The 15,383-nt window shown below is 67.4% G+C and carries 14 protein-coding genes; 4 read left to right on the forward strand and 10 right to left on the reverse strand.

Features of this window, described 5'->3' with window-relative positions; all coding sequences use genetic code 11:
- Positions 1-514 precede the first annotated feature (514 nt).
- Positions 515-2,554, forward strand: a complete 2,040-nt coding sequence (locus KEG57_RS40780) for an RCC1 domain-containing protein (RefSeq protein ID WP_272422376.1) — start codon at positions 515-517, stop codon at positions 2,552-2,554.
- Positions 2,555-2,766: 212 nt separating this feature from the next.
- Here the strand turns inward: KEG57_RS40780 and KEG57_RS40785 are convergent, their stop codons facing one another.
- From KEG57_RS40785 to KEG57_RS40820, 8 genes are all read right to left on the reverse strand, one after another.
- Positions 2,767-3,144: a hypothetical protein gene (locus tag KEG57_RS40785; protein ID WP_272422375.1), complete on the reverse strand. Its 378-nt coding sequence runs from the start codon at positions 3,142-3,144 to the stop codon at positions 2,767-2,769.
- Between the two features lie 623 nt (positions 3,145-3,767).
- On the reverse strand, positions 3,768-5,444 hold the full coding sequence (locus KEG57_RS40790) for an N-acyl-D-amino-acid deacylase family protein (RefSeq protein WP_272422374.1): 1,677 nt from the start codon (positions 5,442-5,444) through the stop codon (positions 3,768-3,770).
- A 53-nt stretch (positions 5,445-5,497) separates the two neighbouring features.
- Entirely contained in the window at positions 5,498-8,314 is a 2,817-nt protein-coding gene (locus KEG57_RS40795) for a YncE family protein (protein ID WP_272422373.1), read from the reverse strand.
- A gap of 216 nt (positions 8,315-8,530) precedes the next feature.
- On the reverse strand, positions 8,531-9,199 hold the full coding sequence (locus tag KEG57_RS40800; RefSeq protein WP_272422372.1) for a glutathione S-transferase N-terminal domain-containing protein: 669 nt from the start codon (positions 9,197-9,199) through the stop codon (positions 8,531-8,533).
- 12 nt (positions 9,200-9,211) lie between these two features.
- Complete coding sequence (locus KEG57_RS40805) at positions 9,212-9,595, reverse strand: hypothetical protein (protein WP_272422371.1); 384 nt, start codon at positions 9,593-9,595, stop codon at positions 9,212-9,214.
- A 98-nt stretch (positions 9,596-9,693) separates the two neighbouring features.
- Complete coding sequence (locus tag KEG57_RS40810; protein ID WP_272422370.1) at positions 9,694-10,224, reverse strand: hypothetical protein; 531 nt, start codon at positions 10,222-10,224, stop codon at positions 9,694-9,696.
- A 46-nt stretch (positions 10,225-10,270) separates the two neighbouring features.
- Positions 10,271-10,891: an NADPH-dependent F420 reductase gene (locus tag KEG57_RS40815; protein WP_272422369.1), complete on the reverse strand. Its 621-nt coding sequence runs from the start codon at positions 10,889-10,891 to the stop codon at positions 10,271-10,273.
- A 21-nt stretch (positions 10,892-10,912) separates the two neighbouring features.
- Positions 10,913-11,665: a 3-oxoacyl-ACP reductase family protein gene (locus KEG57_RS40820; protein WP_272422368.1), complete on the reverse strand. Its 753-nt coding sequence runs from the start codon at positions 11,663-11,665 to the stop codon at positions 10,913-10,915.
- A 109-nt stretch (positions 11,666-11,774) separates the two neighbouring features.
- Between KEG57_RS40820 and KEG57_RS40825 the strand changes: the two genes are divergently transcribed.
- Positions 11,775-12,707 carry a LysR family transcriptional regulator gene (locus tag KEG57_RS40825; protein WP_272422367.1) on the forward strand — a complete coding sequence of 311 codons (933 nt, stop codon included), beginning with the start codon at positions 11,775-11,777 and terminating at the stop codon, positions 12,705-12,707.
- Positions 12,708-12,726: 19 nt separating this feature from the next.
- Here the strand turns inward: KEG57_RS40825 and KEG57_RS40830 are convergent, their stop codons facing one another.
- Positions 12,727-13,422: a lectin-like protein gene (locus KEG57_RS40830; protein ID WP_272459503.1), complete on the reverse strand. Its 696-nt coding sequence runs from the start codon at positions 13,420-13,422 to the stop codon at positions 12,727-12,729.
- A gap of 182 nt (positions 13,423-13,604) precedes the next feature.
- Between KEG57_RS40830 and KEG57_RS40835 the strand changes: the two genes are divergently transcribed.
- Positions 13,605-14,903: a polyhydroxyalkanoate depolymerase gene (locus KEG57_RS40835; protein WP_272422365.1), complete on the forward strand. Its 1,299-nt coding sequence runs from the start codon at positions 13,605-13,607 to the stop codon at positions 14,901-14,903.
- Positions 14,904-14,912: 9 nt separating this feature from the next.
- Here the strand turns inward: KEG57_RS40835 and KEG57_RS40840 are convergent, their stop codons facing one another.
- Positions 14,913-15,221: a hypothetical protein gene (locus KEG57_RS40840; protein WP_272459504.1), complete on the reverse strand. Its 309-nt coding sequence runs from the start codon at positions 15,219-15,221 to the stop codon at positions 14,913-14,915.
- A 12-nt stretch (positions 15,222-15,233) separates the two neighbouring features.
- Between KEG57_RS40840 and KEG57_RS56270 the strand changes: the two genes are divergently transcribed.
- Positions 15,234-15,383: IS4/Tn5 family transposase DNA-binding protein (locus KEG57_RS56270; RefSeq protein WP_372518250.1), on the forward strand; the 150-nt coding region annotated here is incomplete at its 3' end.

A 15,383-nucleotide genomic window follows, 5' to 3' on the forward strand; every position in this document is an offset into this window, starting at 1 on the left:
GACCCCGAGGGCTGCGCTGTCGAGCACGCCGCGCCGAGCACCCGGGGGGCTCCCATGATGACCGGAGGGATCATGCGAATACGCCCTTCGTCCTCTCCATGGCTCAGAAACGGTACACAAGCAGATTTCGCTTGCCGCTTCCGCTGCCGCTGCCGAATTGCTGCGGCGGCTGCGGCCGGTCATCGAGAAAATCGGCGGGAAGGATGCCCTCTCGCGCCCGCGGGGGCCGGGTGCATCGCTTGCACCCGAGGCCGTCCAAGGGCGCATGTTGCGTGCTTCTTCTCTTTCACACGGCGCTGTTGCGCTCTTGATGCTCTTGCTGTCTGGTGTTCACGCATGCGGTGACGCCGGCTCCAGTGACGCCTCCACTCAACCCGCCACGGGCGGTGGCCCCGGAGCGGGCGGTTCTGGTGAGAGCGGTGGCGCTGGAGGCCAGGCAGGCGCCGGGGGACAGGGCGGCGCCTCGGGAGGCGCTGGCGAGGGCGGAGCTGGGGGCGGAGGCGGACAGGGAGGGATGCCCCCGAGCGTCCGTGGCAACACGGTGGCGACGGGTCCCCATTTCAGCTGCGCCATTGACGGCAAGGGGCGGATCGTATGCTTCGGGATGACGGGGCTTTGGTGGCTCGACGAGCAGAGCGCCACCCCGCAGGTGATCTCTCCAGACGGCGTCGTGTTCGCGTCTCTCGCGGCCACCTCGCGCGGGCTCTGCGCGCTGGATGAGGCAGGGGGACGGTGGTGCTGGGGAGAAGGGTATTTCGGGGAGGTGAACGGCCAGAGCAGTGAAGTCGACATGAAGAAAATGGACGAGGGCTGGCAGCAGATTTCCCTCACCCTCAGCGGTGGCTGCGGCGTTCGCGCGGCGGACGGCGCGCTCTGGTGCTGGGGGGCTGTCGGGTTCGACGAGCCGCAGGCTTCACCGATGACGCCGACCGTGCAGAAGAGCGGGCCTTTCCTCGAGGTCGTTCTCGGCAGCGCCTCCTCGGGGAGCCGGGGCGCGGCGATCCAGGCGGACGGCAAGCTGTTGACCTGGGTGCGCCAGAATCAGGGGATACCGGGGGCATACGAGAACCTGGCCCCCGAGGGGAGCTGGGTAGACGTCGCCACGCAGTGGCAAAACACCTGCGCGATTCGCTCAGACGGCACGCTCTGGTGCTGGGGAGAGAACGACTACGGGCAGTGCGGGCTCGGTCATCACGCGAAGGTCCTCGCGCCGACGATGGTGGGCAGCGCGAATGACTGGAAGGCCATCCAGATGGGCCACTTCAGCGCCTGCGGCGTGCGCGGCGATGGCGATCTGTATTGCTGGGGTTGGAACCGCTTGGGTCAGCTGGGCGTCCCCGTGACCCCTTCCACCGTCGTCGTCCACGAGCCCACGCTCGTCCTCCAGGGGGTCCCCGCGGACGGCTGCGACACGGAGGGCACGACCTCGGACTTCGCAAACAACCTGGCCCACTTCACCGGGCATGCTTGCGCGCGTCGCTCGGCGGATACCGTGGCCTGCTGGGGCGATGGTGCTCGCGGCCAGCTCGGCAACGATTTCACCGGCAAGACACCGAAGCTCCCGACGCTCATCCCCGGCGGCGAAGCGTTCTCGGGGATCGCAGGCGCCAACCTGCTTCGCAAGCCGGACGGCAGTGTATGGCGCCTCGGGCGCTTTGCGGTGCAGCCGCAGACCTCCTACGCCTCGGACAGCGAGGACGTCGACGTGTTCTCCCAGGTGCCCATCCCCGTGGCCAGCGGCGTCAGCGAGGCTGGTTTACCGGAGGGCGGCGATCTGTGCGCGATCTTTGACGATGGATCGCTTGGCTGCGTCGAGCACAGCTCCTCCTACGATTGCAACAAGGAGGCGGCAGCGGTCTGCGAGTTCGCTTTTGTTCCCGTCAATAACGACAAGGACTGGGTTCGCGTCGCGTCGAACCCTCAGTATTCGACCCAGGTCTGCGCGCTCAAGGCCGACGGATCGATCTGGTGCAAAGGCTCTCTCTCGGGCGATGGCACGGGAGCATACAGCCTGTCGATGGTGAAGGTCGCCGGGGGCCATACCTGGCTCGATCTTTCCTCGACTTTGGACTTTGCCTGCGGCGTGCGCGCCGATCATTCGCTCTGGTGCTGGGGGAGCATGGATTTCAAGAAGATCCCGGCGCCCGCGCAGATCGGCCTGGATACGGACTGGAGCGACGTGAGCGGCCGCTGCGCTCGCAAGCAATCGGGCGAGCTCTTCTGCTGGGATCAGTTCGGCAAGGGTTTCTCGTCGATCGGGAGCTGCGCCTCGTATTCGAGCGGGAATGACGTGGTGTGCTTCGTCAAGACAGACGGCTCGCTGTGGTGCGACGGCGACAATACGTACGGTCAGGTGGGTATCGAGGGCGAGCCTGTCCCGGGTAATCCTGTCCGCGTGGGCCAGGATTCCGACTGGAGCGTCGTCAGCGTCGGCGAGCGCTCGACCTGCGCCTTGAAGACGGGCGGCGGCCTGTGGTGCTGGGGCGTTGCCGACGGGCGCACCGGTAGGCCCGCGAGCTACAGCGATGTTCCGGTCGAGGTGACTCTCCCCTGAGCGTCCGGAGGGGCCTCGCCTGTCCCTGCGGCGGTCCTCGGAAGCGGCAAGCGGCAAGCGGGAGCGGAAGCGGGAGCGGAGGCGGAAGCGGAAGCGGAAGCGGAAGCGGAAGCGGCGTCGGCAAGCGGGCTCTGTTTGTGTGTACCGCTTGTCGCAGTCTGAGAGGCGTGGCGCTCGGCGAGCGAGCGTCAGCATCTCGGTCCACGCGACGACTATTCGACCTTCTCCACCACGAACCGCATTACGCCCGGCGCTCCGCGCTCCTGCACTTCCCGTCCGGTCACCTTCGCGGTCGTGCGGCCGCCCAGATCGAACTTCTGGGAATCGAAATAGACCGCTCGCGAGCCCGAAGGGTCCGTCAGCTCCACCTCGTCGAGCTCGACGGAGCCGAGCTGCTTGGCGTTGAGGGCCTTGTTCACCTCGTCGATCGCCTTCACGCTTCCGGTCACGATGCAGATGTTGTCGTTGTGGAAGGTCTCCTTCACCGTGCACGGCTTCGCCGACGGGCGCATGAGCCATACCACGACCCCCGCGATGGCGAGCATCACCGCGAGGGTCGCGTACTGAACCGGCTTCGGGAGCGGCTTCACGGCGGGCGGCGTACCTTCGGGCGGGGGCGTCGGCATCGGTCAGGTCTGGATCAGAAATCCTGAAGCACCAGCTCAATTGGGCGCTCGTGTCTCGAATTGGGCGGGCCCCCGCATCCAAGGGGGCCCCGCACCTATCTGTGCCGCCTCATCGCTCGAAGAAGCTTGCCCACGGCCTCATGGGCCGTGCGAGCCGCGCTGGTGGCGTCGCTTTCGGTGACCAGTCCAAAGAGCTGTGCCGCTGCCTCGTGGGCAACGGACGCGGCATCGAGGTCGCCTGCCGCCGCTGCCGTCACCTCGCCCTGTAGGAGCACGGGCAGGAGGGGCCGGCCGGGATGCCCCAAAGGGCGGCCAAGAGGTCCGAAGTGGCACCAACGCGCGCAAACAGCGCCGAGCCGTCATTAGCAGGATGCAAATCCCGCGGGGTACGCCGGGTCAGGGGTGACGGAATCGGAAGCGGAAGCGGAGGCGGGAACGCGAACGCAAACGCAGGCGGATCACGCGAGCGCGAGCATCTCCAAACGCTTTCGGGCGAGACGCAGGCGACCATCGACGGTCTTCGCCTTGATGCCGAGCGACGCGTTTGCGTTTGCGTTTGCGTTGCCGCCTCCGCCTCCGCCTCCGCCTCAGCGTCGATTCGCCCCCGCAAACCGGAGCGCCCGCCCCCCGCGCCCCGCCGTCGCCTTCCCCCCCTCGCGCTCGACCACGCCCCCGACGACCACGAACCGCATCCCCTCGGCCAGCCGATGCGGCGCTGTGAACGTCGCGCGCTCGTGGATCTCCCCCGGCGAAAACACCAGCAAATCCGCCCCGCACCCGTCGCGCACGCAGCCACGCTCGCCTTCGAGCCCAAGCGTGCGGGCGGGCAGATCCGACATCTTGCGCACGGCTTCTTCCAGGGAAACGAGGCGCTGCTTTTCGACGAGCTCCTCGATCACCCGCGCAAACGCGCCAAATCCGCGCGGATGCCGGCCGCCGCCCCCGCCGTCGGTGCCGACCATGACGAAAGGATCGACGAAGAGGCGCGCCACGACGGCCTCGTCCATCACGAAGTAAGCCGCCTCGGCGCCGTCCGGGCCGACGTCGATGAGGATGTCCTCGAACGGAACTCGCCGCGCCGCGGCAACCTCTTCGAGCGTCCTTCCTGCGAATGCGCCCGTCCCGAAAAGCATCGCCTTCGGACCGTTGCGTTTCTCCACGCGGGCGCGAAGGAATGCGGCGAGCTCGTGGCGGCGGCTGCGCACCGCGTCGGCATAGGAGGACGGCGGGCGCGCGAAGTCGGGAAAAAGGACGGCGGTGGAGGTGTAACTCGCGGTGTACGGATACAGGTCGGCCGTGACGGGCAGGCCGAGGGTGCGGGCTTTTTCGATGCGGGCGAGCAGGCGCTCGGCGCGGGCGGCGCCGCGGCCGAGGACGATTTTCAGGTGCGCGATGTGCGCGCGGGCCTTGGCCTTGCTGCACATCTCGAAGAGCTCGTCGAGCGAGGATTCGACGCGGTCGTCGTCCTCGCTGCGGAGGTGGCTCATCACGACGCCGCCGCGCGCGCCGACAGGCTCGGCGAGGGCGACGAGCTCATCCATCGAGGCGCCGCGCCCCGGGTCGTACTCGAGGCCGGTGCTGAGGCCGAATGCGCCGTCGTGCAGGGCCTGGGCGACGAGATCACGCATTCGCTGGAGCTCGGCGGGCCTCGGCTTCGTATGGAGGGCGGCGCCGACGAGGCTACGGACGGTGCCGTGCCCGACGAGGGCCGCGACGTGGACGCGCGGCTTTCCAGCGTCGATTTTCGCGAGCCAGGGGCCGATGCGCGTGGCCGGGCTGCGACCGTCCTGGCCGACGACGAGCGTGGTGACGCCCATGGCGAGCGCGTACTCGACATCGCCGAGCGGTGCGCCGTGGGAATGGGCGTCGATGAAGCCGGGCGTGACGACGGCGCCCGTGGCGTCGATCGTGCGCTCGGCGCGCACGGAAGGGTCGACGTCGCCAACGAAGGCGATGCGATCGCCGCGGACGAGGACATCGGCGCGGCGACGCGGGCCGCCCGAGCCGTCGATCACGTGGCCTCCGCGGACGGCGAGACGAAACACCTCGTCGGAGCGGAAGGGCGGAGGCGGAGGCGGAGGCGGCGGCGCAGGCGGGAGCGCTTGCGGCGGCGTCGACGTGAGCGGGAGCGTGTGCGGTGGCGGAGGCGCGGGCGGCGGCGCCTCGGGAGGCGGCGGGGACGCGGGCGGCGGCGCGGGGCTACAGGCCGCGAGCAGCGCGAGGAGCGGGAGAGCGGGAAGGAGATGCTTTCGCAGGCGCGACATCGCGGGGGCCGGGACGGTTTTTGGAAGGCCCCCGCGAGATTGTCAACACGCGCTCAAGGCGTGCTCGTCGGGTCGGCCGGATCGCTGCCTGCGACTTGCTCGTCGCCGTCGAGGAAGCCGTCGAGATCGCGGTCGACGCCCATGCGAACGCCCGAGCCCGGAGGCGCGCAGGTATACGTGACCGCCTTGCCATTCGCCGTCAGGACCGATTCCAGCTGGGCCCTCGTGACGGCCGCGACGGAGGCGCGATCGACCAGGAATTGCCCGCTGCCGACGTAAACCAAGCCGATCTCGTTGACGAGCCGACCCTTGACGACGAGATCACACTCGCCGGCGTCGGCGCGCGCGACGAGCAGGTCGATGCGAGCCGATGTGACGGTCTGGTTGCTCTGGGTGAGCGTCACCTGTTGCCCCACGATCGGCGCCAGGTTCGATTCGAAGGCGAGCTGGTATTGCACCATGTCGAGCTTCGCCTGGTTGCCCGCCGGCGTATTCGGGATGCCGGCCGGGTTTGCCGCGACCAGATCGAAGCCGCTGACGAACGTGAAGAGCTCGGGCACGGTCCCGTCGTGATTGAGGCCGAAGCCGCGGACCTGGTCGCCGAGGAACGGATCCGGCGGCCGATTGCCGCTCGTGAACCCGGCGCCGAACATGCCAACCTTCGAATACGCGTTGCGCAGGTGCGGGACCTTGAGGATCTGGGTCGTCGCGTCGAACGAGCCGAAGCCGGCGGTCCCGAAGAACCCGGGGAAAGCGTCGCTCGGATTCGCCTCGGGATCGACGCGGTGACACGCCTCGCAGGAGCCCTGGGACGCGACGTTCTGGGTGAAGAAGAAATCGCGGCCGGCTTGTTGCGTGGGCGTGAGCGAGTTGTCGAGGTTGCGGACCGGGTTCGGCGGATACATGACCTGCAGGACGAAGTCCGTGAACTTCTGCATCTGCTCGGCGGAGAGCGTCGCATCGCGGCCGAGCAGGTCCACGAAGGCCCCGTTGAACTTCTTGAAGGCCGCCTCTTCGTCGAAGCTCCCGTCGTCCGGCTGCGACGAGGCCTCGTCGTTGCCTCCCGTCCGGTCGCCGCGCCAGTGCATCGGCCCGTGGTTTGCCATGCCGCGCAGGCTCTGCGTCGTCATCGGCCCCTTCATCGGATGGAAGTCGGGATTCTGGCCGAAGGTCGGATCATCGGTGCCGAAGACGGGGACGAGTTCGGGCTTGATCGGTACGAACGGGCCCGGGTTGTTCAGGACAACCCCGTCTGGATTGCCGAGATCCCAGGCGAGGCTGTCGAGATCGCCGAACACGTGGCAGCTCCCACACGCCGACTCGCCGTTGCTCGACGACAGGCGCGCGTCGTAGAGGAAGGCACGCCCCTCGATCACGCTCTCGGGCTCCGGGTTGTGCATCGAGACGTGCCCGATCTCCGTCTTCGTCGTGGTGTCCACGATCGCGATCGAATTGTCGAAGCGGGTGAGCACGTACATGCGCCCGCAGCTGTCGTCGAGCACCATGCCCGTGGGCCCGCCGCCGGAGAGCTCAATCTGGTTCGCGGCGTTCGGCACGAACGTGTCGTTCTCAAGCGCGGCTGTGTCGTAGACGCCGATCTTCGAGGAGGCGAACGCCGCCACGTAGAGCTTCGTGCCGTCGCTCGACACGACCATCCCGAGCGGCTGCGAGAGGGTCTTCTCGTTCACCGTGGCGGGGGCCGGGTACGCGTCGTAATCGATGTGCTTGTTGAGGTGCCGGGGCGCCGGGGCGCCCGTCCCGAGCACCGTGATCCGGCTCTCGTGCAGGTGGCCGCGGAGCGTCTCGCCTGCGTAAATGCCCGGGCCCTCGAAGCGCAGATCGTTCCGAGCCTCGGTGTTGCTGACGTAGACCTTCCCGTTCACCGGGTTCACGGCCATGTTGTAGAGGATCGTGCCGACGCCAGTGTAATAGCCGGACGAACCGGAGAGCTGCGCCGGGGGATTTGCGTTCGCGTCGATCACGAACACGTCCTTGTCCGGCAGGGAGAAGCGCACCGCGCTGTCCCAGGAGCGGCCGACGACGTCCTTCCAGTGCTCGCCGTCGTGCTTGACGATGATCCCGACCTCGGGCGCGGGCACGCCGTCGGCATTCGTGTTCGGCCCCGGAACGCCGCCGGCCGCCTCGCCGCCGTCGGGGACTTGCAGCTCACTCAGGGCCGTCGTGCGGTTGCCGGAGTGGAAGGCCGCCGCATAAACGCGCGAGCCGTCGGGCGTCACCGCGAGCGCGCGGGGCGTATCGCTGAAGAGCGTGAGGATGTTGAGGGGCGTGCCGCCGAGCGTCGTGCCGAGGTTTGCGGCGTCGAACACCCACACGTCGGCGCGTCCGACGCCGGGCGTCGTGAGCTGCGGATCGTACGGCACGTTCTGGCCGCGATGGGCCGTCGTGATGAACGCGCGGGTCTTGCCGGGCCCGCCGAACACGATGTCGCGCGGCTCATCGCCGACGAGCAGCGTGCGCACCACGTTTCCCTGGTGACCGAGCGGGCCGATCTTCACGACGCTGACGCTGTCGGAAAGATGATTGACCACCCAGATCTCGTCGTTCGAGCGCGCGGCGACGGAGACCGGCTCGAGCCCCACCGGCACCGAGCCGCGGTGCGAGAGGCTGCCGTTCGACTCTACGTGGAAAATTTCGAGCCGATTGTCGGGCGTATTGACGGCGAACAGGAATTGCTTGTTCGGCGAGAGCGCGACGGGCCGGACCTGGCCGCTTTCGAAAAGGGTGTAGGAGCTATCGGCGGACGCCTCCGCGCTCACCGAGAGACCTGCGAGGAGCGGCGCCACGGCGAGAATGGAGAGGAGCGGACGGCGAAATAGGCGCTTCGCCGCCTGTGGACGCGTGAACGTCATGGGACCTCCGTGCACGAAAAGGAGCTGCTCATCGCCAGGGGGCGAGGAGCGCCAAAAAGGAAACTTTGCGAAGCTTATCCGGGCTTTCCAGATTTGTAAAGCTCCAGATGTGCCGGAACTCCGTTGTCATGCTTGCAGGCAAAATTCTGACGCGGGCACGGGACGCAACCTACCCCGAGTCAGGAGATTCCTGATGGTAACGCGATTGCGCAGCCTTCAGCGTGCCAACGAAGCGCGGACGCGTTCGAGGTACGCGACCAGCGGGTCGCCCTCCACGAGCAGCGGCACCGTGCCGATTGCCTCGATCCACAAGAAGACGCCGGCGAGGATGCAATCGGCGTAACCCAGGGTTTGCCCCGAGAGGAAGGGCTGCCCCTGGTGGGTGAGCGTGATCCGCGCCGGATCGAAGCCCGCGCGCATCGCGTCGAGCCGCGCCTCGCGGCCGGCCGCTGCCTCTTCCAGCGTACACCGGAACCTCGCTTCGCGGCTCTGGCGGAAATAGGCGCGGTCCTTTTCGAGGAGGAGGTCGTGAATGTCCTTCAAGTAGAATCGCAGGACCTGCTGGAGCACGCCGGAGAACAACCAGGCCTCGAGGAAACGGCAGAGGCCACGCTCCTCCGGCGAATGGAAGAGCGGCGGGTGATCGGGATACGCCTCGTCGAGATAATCGGCGATGGCCCAGGAATCCCCCACGACGCGCTCTCCGTCCTTCAGGATCGGCACGGTCTTGAAGGCGCCGCCTTCGAGGGCCTTGATGTCGGTCATCGCCACGGGCGCGGTTTCGAATGCGAGGCGCTTGTGCGCGAGGGCGAGCTTGATCCGGAAGCAGAAGGGGCTCGGGCGTCGATCTGCCTCGGCGACGAGGTCGTACAGGAAAATGGTCATGGCCTCTCCGTATCACGCCTCCGTCGTGGGGCGCTTTTGCTTTTTCTTGCGGCGCTTGGGCCTGTGTTCGGAGGCCAGAGCCATCGCCATCGCTGGATCCCGGTACGGGCCGAGATCACCGGGGTCGGGCAGGGGCTCGTTCGTCACGGGTCGCCCCGCGGCGTCGAGCACGAGCGTGTGGTCGTCGGGCGGCCCGATCGTCTCGCGCCAGGGCTCGGCGGGCATGTAATCGGCGGGCGCCTGGCCCATGAATCCCGGCAGCGGAATCGCCCCGTGCGCCGTGCGCCCGAGCTTCGCCCCGAGCTGCCGCGTCTCCTCGGGGATCTCCTTGCGGCGCAGGCGCGCGATGAACGTGTACACGCCAAACACGAAAACCAGAAAGACGAGAATGCCCATGTGTTCCCCCCAGGCCGGTCAGCTCACTCCCGTGGGGAGACTCTACACGGATCTTTCCGCTTTGGATAGAGTGATGAGGGGGCAGGTCGACGCTCGGCTCAAGGGCTTTTCGTCGACGCGTCGGCGAGGGCGCGATCGAGGGCCACGGCGAGGGCACGTCGGCGCGCGGGGGCATACATGCTGCCGAGCTTCTCCGCCGAGCCGTGGCCCTTGAACGTGCGCCCGTCGCGCTCGACCGTCACGTCGACGGAGAGTTTTTCGTTGTCGATGACCAGGCCGAAAAGCGCGCCGAACATCCCCATGAACGCGATGCCATCCTTTCGCATGGCGTCGTAAATGGAGGACCTGCGCTCGAGATCGATACGCACGCGTACGCGCGTAGGGCCCGAAGCCGCGGGCCGCGATCGCGCCGCCTTGCCCAGGATTTGCACCGTGTCTTGCCAGGTGTCGGCTGGCGATTGGGTCTCGCGCGTCGGGTCGTGGTCCACGATCACGATTTCGTCGATGTCGAGATCGGCTGCCGAAAACGCGAGGGAAGGGGGGACGTGCGTGGGAGGGACACGATAAGCGCAGCCGACGGCGCCCAGCGCGAGGGCGAGCAGGAGGGCGGCAGGGGCTTTGCGGATCATGCGTACATCATGACGCCGCGGGACAGAGAGGGGAAGGGGCTTTTCGTCAATCGAACTTGACGAGGTTCTGGGCCGGGAGCGGCCCGCCGGGGAACTGGACGAGCCGGCCGCCGACGGCGAGCGTGCCGAGGTCGAGGCCAAAGAAGCCGAGCCGATCGATCAGGGCGGCGACCTCCGCTTTCGCGCGGGCCTCGTCGCCCGAATAAAACAGCACCCGCCGGCCCCCCTCGGCCCTCGGATCCCCCGCGACGAGGTGCGCCTTCAGGTGATTGAACGCTTTCACCACGCGCGCCCCCGGGACGAGGTCGGCGAACACCTCGCTCGAAGCGCGACCCTTCAGATCGACCGGCTCGAAGCGCGGCGCCTCGATCGGATTGTTCGCGTCGATCACGATGCGCCCGTTCCAGGAGGGCAAGCCCGCGAGCGCCCTCGGCAATTTCGACCAGTTGACCGCGACGAACACGATGTCCTGCGCCGCCGCCTCTTCCCGCGTGCCGGCTTTGATCGACGGGCCGAGCTCGCGGACGAGGCCCGTGAGCGAGGCGGGGCCGCGGCTGTTGCTGAGGATCGCGGGGATGTTCGCGCGGGCGAGCGCGCGCGCGAAGGCCGAACCGATGGCGCCCGAACCGATGATTCCGATGGTCATGACGTTGCTCCTCTTCTGCATTTGCCGTGGGTGTCCAATGAATCAGGCGGTGAAACCGCCGTCGGCCATGAGCTCGGCGCCCGTGATGAAGGCCGCTTCGGGGCTCGCGAGATACGCGACGGCGCTGGCGATCTCCTCGGGGCGACCATAACGACCGACGGCGAGGCCCGGGCCGACAATCTTGGAGACGGGGCCCGTGGCCGGGTTCATGTCGGTATCGGTCGGACCGGGGTGAACCGTGTTCACCGTGATGCCCCGGGGCCCGAGATCCCGCACGAGGCTGCGATTGAAACCGGCCACCGCGCCCTTCGTGAGCGTGTAGACCGAGGCGGTCGGGAACGCGGCATAACGCGCCATCGAGCTGCCGATGTGGATGATCCGTCCGCCGGCCTTCATGTGCCGCACGGCTTCTTGCGTCGCGACGAACACGCCGGTGACGTTGACCGCGATCATTCGCTGGTAATCCTCGAAGGCGATCTCGTCGACGGCGCCGAGAATGCTGATGCCGGCGTTGTTGACGAGGATGTCGATCCCGCCGAACACCTCGACCGTCCTTCGCACGGCCGCGCGCACCGCGTCCGGATCGCCCGCGTCGGCGTGGATCGCGACAGCCCTCCCGCCTTCGGCCTCGATCGAATGCACGACCTCTCTGGCCTTTTCGGGCGAAGCGCTGTAGGTGATTGCAACGGCCGCGCCTTCTTTGGCGAGGCGCTTGGCCACGGCCGCGCCGATGGAGCGCGAACCGCCGGTGACGAGGCCAACTTTGTGGGACAGGGAGAAGGTCGTGGTCGTCATGTCGAATCACTCCGTGAAGCGTTGATGGGGTAGATATCGCACGCGGATTGATTCATGATTAGGCGGAAGTCGCTGGTTTCAGTTTCAAGCGTTCGTTGAAGGTCAGGACATGGAGACGCTCGCCAACCTCGAATCGTTCGTTCGCAGCGCGGAGGCCGGGAGCTTTTCGGCGGCGGCGCGCCGGCTCTCGCTGACGCCGGCGGCGGTCAGCCGAAACGTGGCCATGCTGGAGGGCCACCTCGGCGTGCGGCTGTTTCAGCGGAGCACACGAAAGCTGACGTTGACCGAGGCTGGCGAGCGGTTCCTGCATGCGATCAAGGGCAACCTGGAGGAGCTCCAGGCCGCGATCGCCGACATCGCCGCGGACGACGGCGAGCCCGCGGGCGTCCTCAAGGTCAGCATGAGCCCGACGTTCGGGATCCAGTACATCGTGCCGCTGCTCCCGGCCTTCCTCGAACGATATCCGCGTATTCGCGTCGATTGGCATTTCGAGAACCGGCAGGTCGATCTGATCGCGGAAGGGTACGACGCGGCGATCGGGGGCGGGATCGAGCTCTCGCCGGGCGTCGTCTCGCGCGTGCTCGCCCCCGCGCATATCATCGCGGTCGCGTCGCCCGCGTACATGAAAGGCCGCACGCGGCCCGCGGATCCGGAGGGGCTCGCGGATTTCGACGGCATCGTGATGCGGTCGGCGCGGACGGGTCGGGTGCGGCAATGGGTGATGCGGAACGTCGCCGGGGAGGAAATGCCGGCGCGACCCGCGGAGACGATCGTGCTGAACGACCCCGCGGCGATGTGTCGCGCGGCGGTGCTGGGGCTTGGCGTCACGCTGATTGCGGTCCCCGATGCGCTATCCTACCTGGAGAGCGGCGCGCTCGTGCGGCTCGTGCCGCGATGGTATGCCGACGCGGGGCCGATCTCGCTTTATTGCGCGAATCGGACGCTCATGCCTTCGAAAACGCGCGTGTTCATCGACTACGTCGTCGACGCGTTCCGCCGGGAGCATCTCGCGGAGCGGTTCGCGGGGAGCCTGGGCACCTGAGTTCCTTCGCGCACCCACATCAGAGCCCCGACGGTGTGTACTCGCAGACGTAATGGTATTCGTACGTGCAGTTGTCGTCGTTCCACTCGCCGGTCACGTGGTACATTTCGACGCAATCCTCGGAGGCGTTGTAGTCGTCCGGCTGATCTTGCCCCCAATGGGTGTACGCGAGCGGTTCGCCGCTCTCCCACACGAACGTGCCCTCCGTGGCGATGTCGGTCAGCCCGAGCCAGCGGGGCAGGAGGATGGTCTTGTCGATGACCGTGTCGAACAGAAAATCTTGCTCGGCCTGGCTGGTCACCGTGACCATGTAGCCTCCGGTCGCGGCGCAGGCCCCGTGCGCGTTCGCGAAATTCGTCTTCTGCGCGGTGAATTCGACGTAACAATGGTTGTTTCCGGGCCATTTCTTCTCGCCCTCGGGGCATTTCACCACGCAACCGTCGCAGCGGTCGGCCGGATCGTCATTCGCGTCGTCGCACTCCTCACTGCCGGCCAGGATGCCGTCGCCACACACGGCGCCGCCCCCTGCGCCCCCCGCGCCGCCTGTACCGCCCCCGGCGCCTCCGCTCCCTCCTTCGCCGCCCGTTGCGGAGCTCGATGGCTCCTGCCCGCCTCCGTCGCCGCCACTGCCGCCGGCCCCGGCTGCGCAGCCCCAGGCCGCCAGCGACATCCCAAGAAGAAAGTTTCCGAGAACGAATGCCCGAACGTTGTTCATGCCCCACGGGACGAAAAAGAAGATCGTTTTTTGCGGGTTTTTTTTTCGTCCACTGGCTCACGGCCGACGGGACGCGCCCTCGCCGGCGATGTGCCCTACGGAGACGGAGCGGGAGTCGTCCCCGAAGACCAAAAAGTCCTTGATCTTCCAGACGGTCGGGTTATGTTGCGGTGCAACAAATCGTGCGCCCTCCGTTCCTCTCCTCCGCCGCTCAGTACCTCAGGCCGCCGAAGATGTACCACCTCTACGAGCTGCAGCGGGCGCTGCTCGAGCCGCTCGCGCACATCGCCGGCGCCTCGGCCGAGGCGCTTCGGCACCCGAGGAATCCGCTGTCGAAGCTGCCCCACGTACGCACGCTCGGCGCGAGCCAGGCCCTCTTCCACCGCCTCGGCAAGCGTTACCCCAAGCAGCCCTGGGGGATCGACGAGGTCGAGAACCAAGGCGTCAAGGTCTCCGTCGCCGAGGAGGTCGTCGTCGCCGAGCCCTTCTGCAGGCTCCTTCATTTCGTGCGCCGCTCCGAGGATCCCGAGGTCGCGCGCCGCCTCGCGGCCGAGCCGAAGGTCTTCGTCTGCGCGCCGCTCTCCGGCCACCATTCGACGCTGCTCCGCGAGACGATCCGCGCGCTGCTCAAGGACCACGACGTGTACGTCACCGATTGGCTCGATGCGCGCGACGTGCCCCTCTCCGAGGGCATTTTCCATCTCGACGATTACGTGCACACCGTCATGCGCTTCTTGCGTTTGCTCGGGGCCGGCTCGTTGCACGTCGTGTCCGTTTGTCAGCCGACGGTTCCCGTCCTCGGCGCAGTATCGCTCCTCGCGCAGGCTGGTGAGGCGACGCCGCGCTCGCTCACGCTCATGGGCGGCCCCATCGACGCGCGCAAGAGCCCGACCGAGGTGAACCTGCTCGCGACGCAGCACCCGTACGCGTGGTTCGAGAAAAATATGATCCACAAGGTCCCCGGCCCCTACGCGGGCCAGGGACGGCGGGTTTATCCCGGGTTCCTCCAGCTCACGGCCTTCGTGATGATGAACCCGAAAAACCACTGGAAGGCGAGCTTCCGCTACTGGATCGACTCGCACAAGGGCGAGTCCGGCGCCGCCGCGCGCGAGATGCACGAGAAGTTTTACGACGAGTACAACGCGGTCCTCGACATGGACGCCGCGTATTACCTCGAGACCGTGCGGACCGTGTTCCAGGAGTTCGCCCTCGCCCGGGGGACCTGGGACGTGCGCGGCGTGCGCGTGAAGCCGGCGGCAATCGAGAAGACGGCGCTCTTCACGATCGAAGGCGAAAAGGACGACATCTCCGGCCTCGGACAGACAGAGGCGGCGCACACGCTCTGCACGGGCGTCCCGGCCGAGAAGCACAAGCACTACGTAGCCGCCGGCGCCGGTCATTACGGCATTTTCTCCGGTCGGAAATGGCGTGACGACATTTACCCGAAGGTGCGCGATTTCATCCGCGCCCACGGCGGTTGAGCAAGCAGACTACGTCCACACGCGGGAAATCGCCACGCCGTTCACCATGCCGGTGCGCGCGTCGACGCCTGCCTGGATGAACAGGCCGTCAATGCTGTCGATCCGGGGATACTCGTGGAAGTACATCCCCGTGCTTTGCGTCCAGAGCAAGGGCTCGACACGCAGGAGCTGGCTGCCCTTGATGTCGAGCGGGTAATCGCCCTCGCCGCGCCGGGGCGCTGCCCCGGACCCCGCGGGGGCTGTTCGCCCCTCGACCCGAACCAGGGCCTGAGCATTGGTCCCATCTCCGATCGGTACATTCCCCCCCTCTGACGACATTTACCGAGTGAGATGTTGGATGCAGGGGCAGCCTTGTCGGCGGAAGCGTGGGCGGAGGAGGAGTTCGGGCATGCGGACCTTGGAGACAAGCGCCGGACCCGGCGACTGACGCGCATGGCCGCGCAGGCGGCGCTGTTTCCCTCGGGGAAGGTGAGTGAGGTT

Source organism: Polyangium jinanense (assembly GCF_028435365.1).

What these genes read in the sequence shown, in the direction of transcription:
- KEG57_RS40800 (WP_272422372.1), bottom strand. Translation starts at nt 9,199, where the DNA reads ATGACCATTTTCCTGTACGACCTCGTCGCCGAGGCAGATCGACGCCCG.
- KEG57_RS40820 (WP_272422368.1), bottom strand. Translation starts at nt 11,665, where the DNA reads ATGACGACCACGACCTTCTCCCTGTCCCACAAAGTTGGCCTCGTCACC.
- KEG57_RS40790 (WP_272422374.1), bottom strand. Translation starts at nt 5,444, where the DNA reads ATGTCGCGCCTGCGAAAGCATCTCCTTCCCGCTCTCCCGCTCCTCGCG.
- KEG57_RS40810 (WP_272422370.1), bottom strand. Translation starts at nt 10,224, where the DNA reads ATGATCCGCAAAGCCCCTGCCGCCCTCCTGCTCGCCCTCGCGCTGGGC.
- KEG57_RS40830 (WP_272459503.1), bottom strand. Translation starts at nt 13,422, where the DNA reads ATGAACAACGTTCGGGCATTCGTTCTCGGAAACTTTCTTCTTGGGATG.
- KEG57_RS40805 (WP_272422371.1), bottom strand. Translation starts at nt 9,595, where the DNA reads ATGGGCATTCTCGTCTTTCTGGTTTTCGTGTTTGGCGTGTACACGTTC.
- KEG57_RS40795 (WP_272422373.1), bottom strand. Translation starts at nt 8,314, where the DNA reads ATGACGTTCACGCGTCCACAGGCGGCGAAGCGCCTATTTCGCCGTCCG.
- KEG57_RS40815 (WP_272422369.1), bottom strand. Translation starts at nt 10,891, where the DNA reads ATGCAGAAGAGGAGCAACGTCATGACCATCGGAATCATCGGTTCGGGC.
- KEG57_RS40780 (WP_272422376.1), top strand. Translation starts at nt 515, where the DNA reads ATGCCCCCGAGCGTCCGTGGCAACACGGTGGCGACGGGTCCCCATTTC.
- KEG57_RS40840 (WP_272459504.1), bottom strand. Translation starts at nt 15,221, where the DNA reads ATGTCGTCAGAGGGGGGGAATGTACCGATCGGAGATGGGACCAATGCT.
- KEG57_RS40825 (WP_272422367.1), top strand. Translation starts at nt 11,775, where the DNA reads ATGGAGACGCTCGCCAACCTCGAATCGTTCGTTCGCAGCGCGGAGGCC.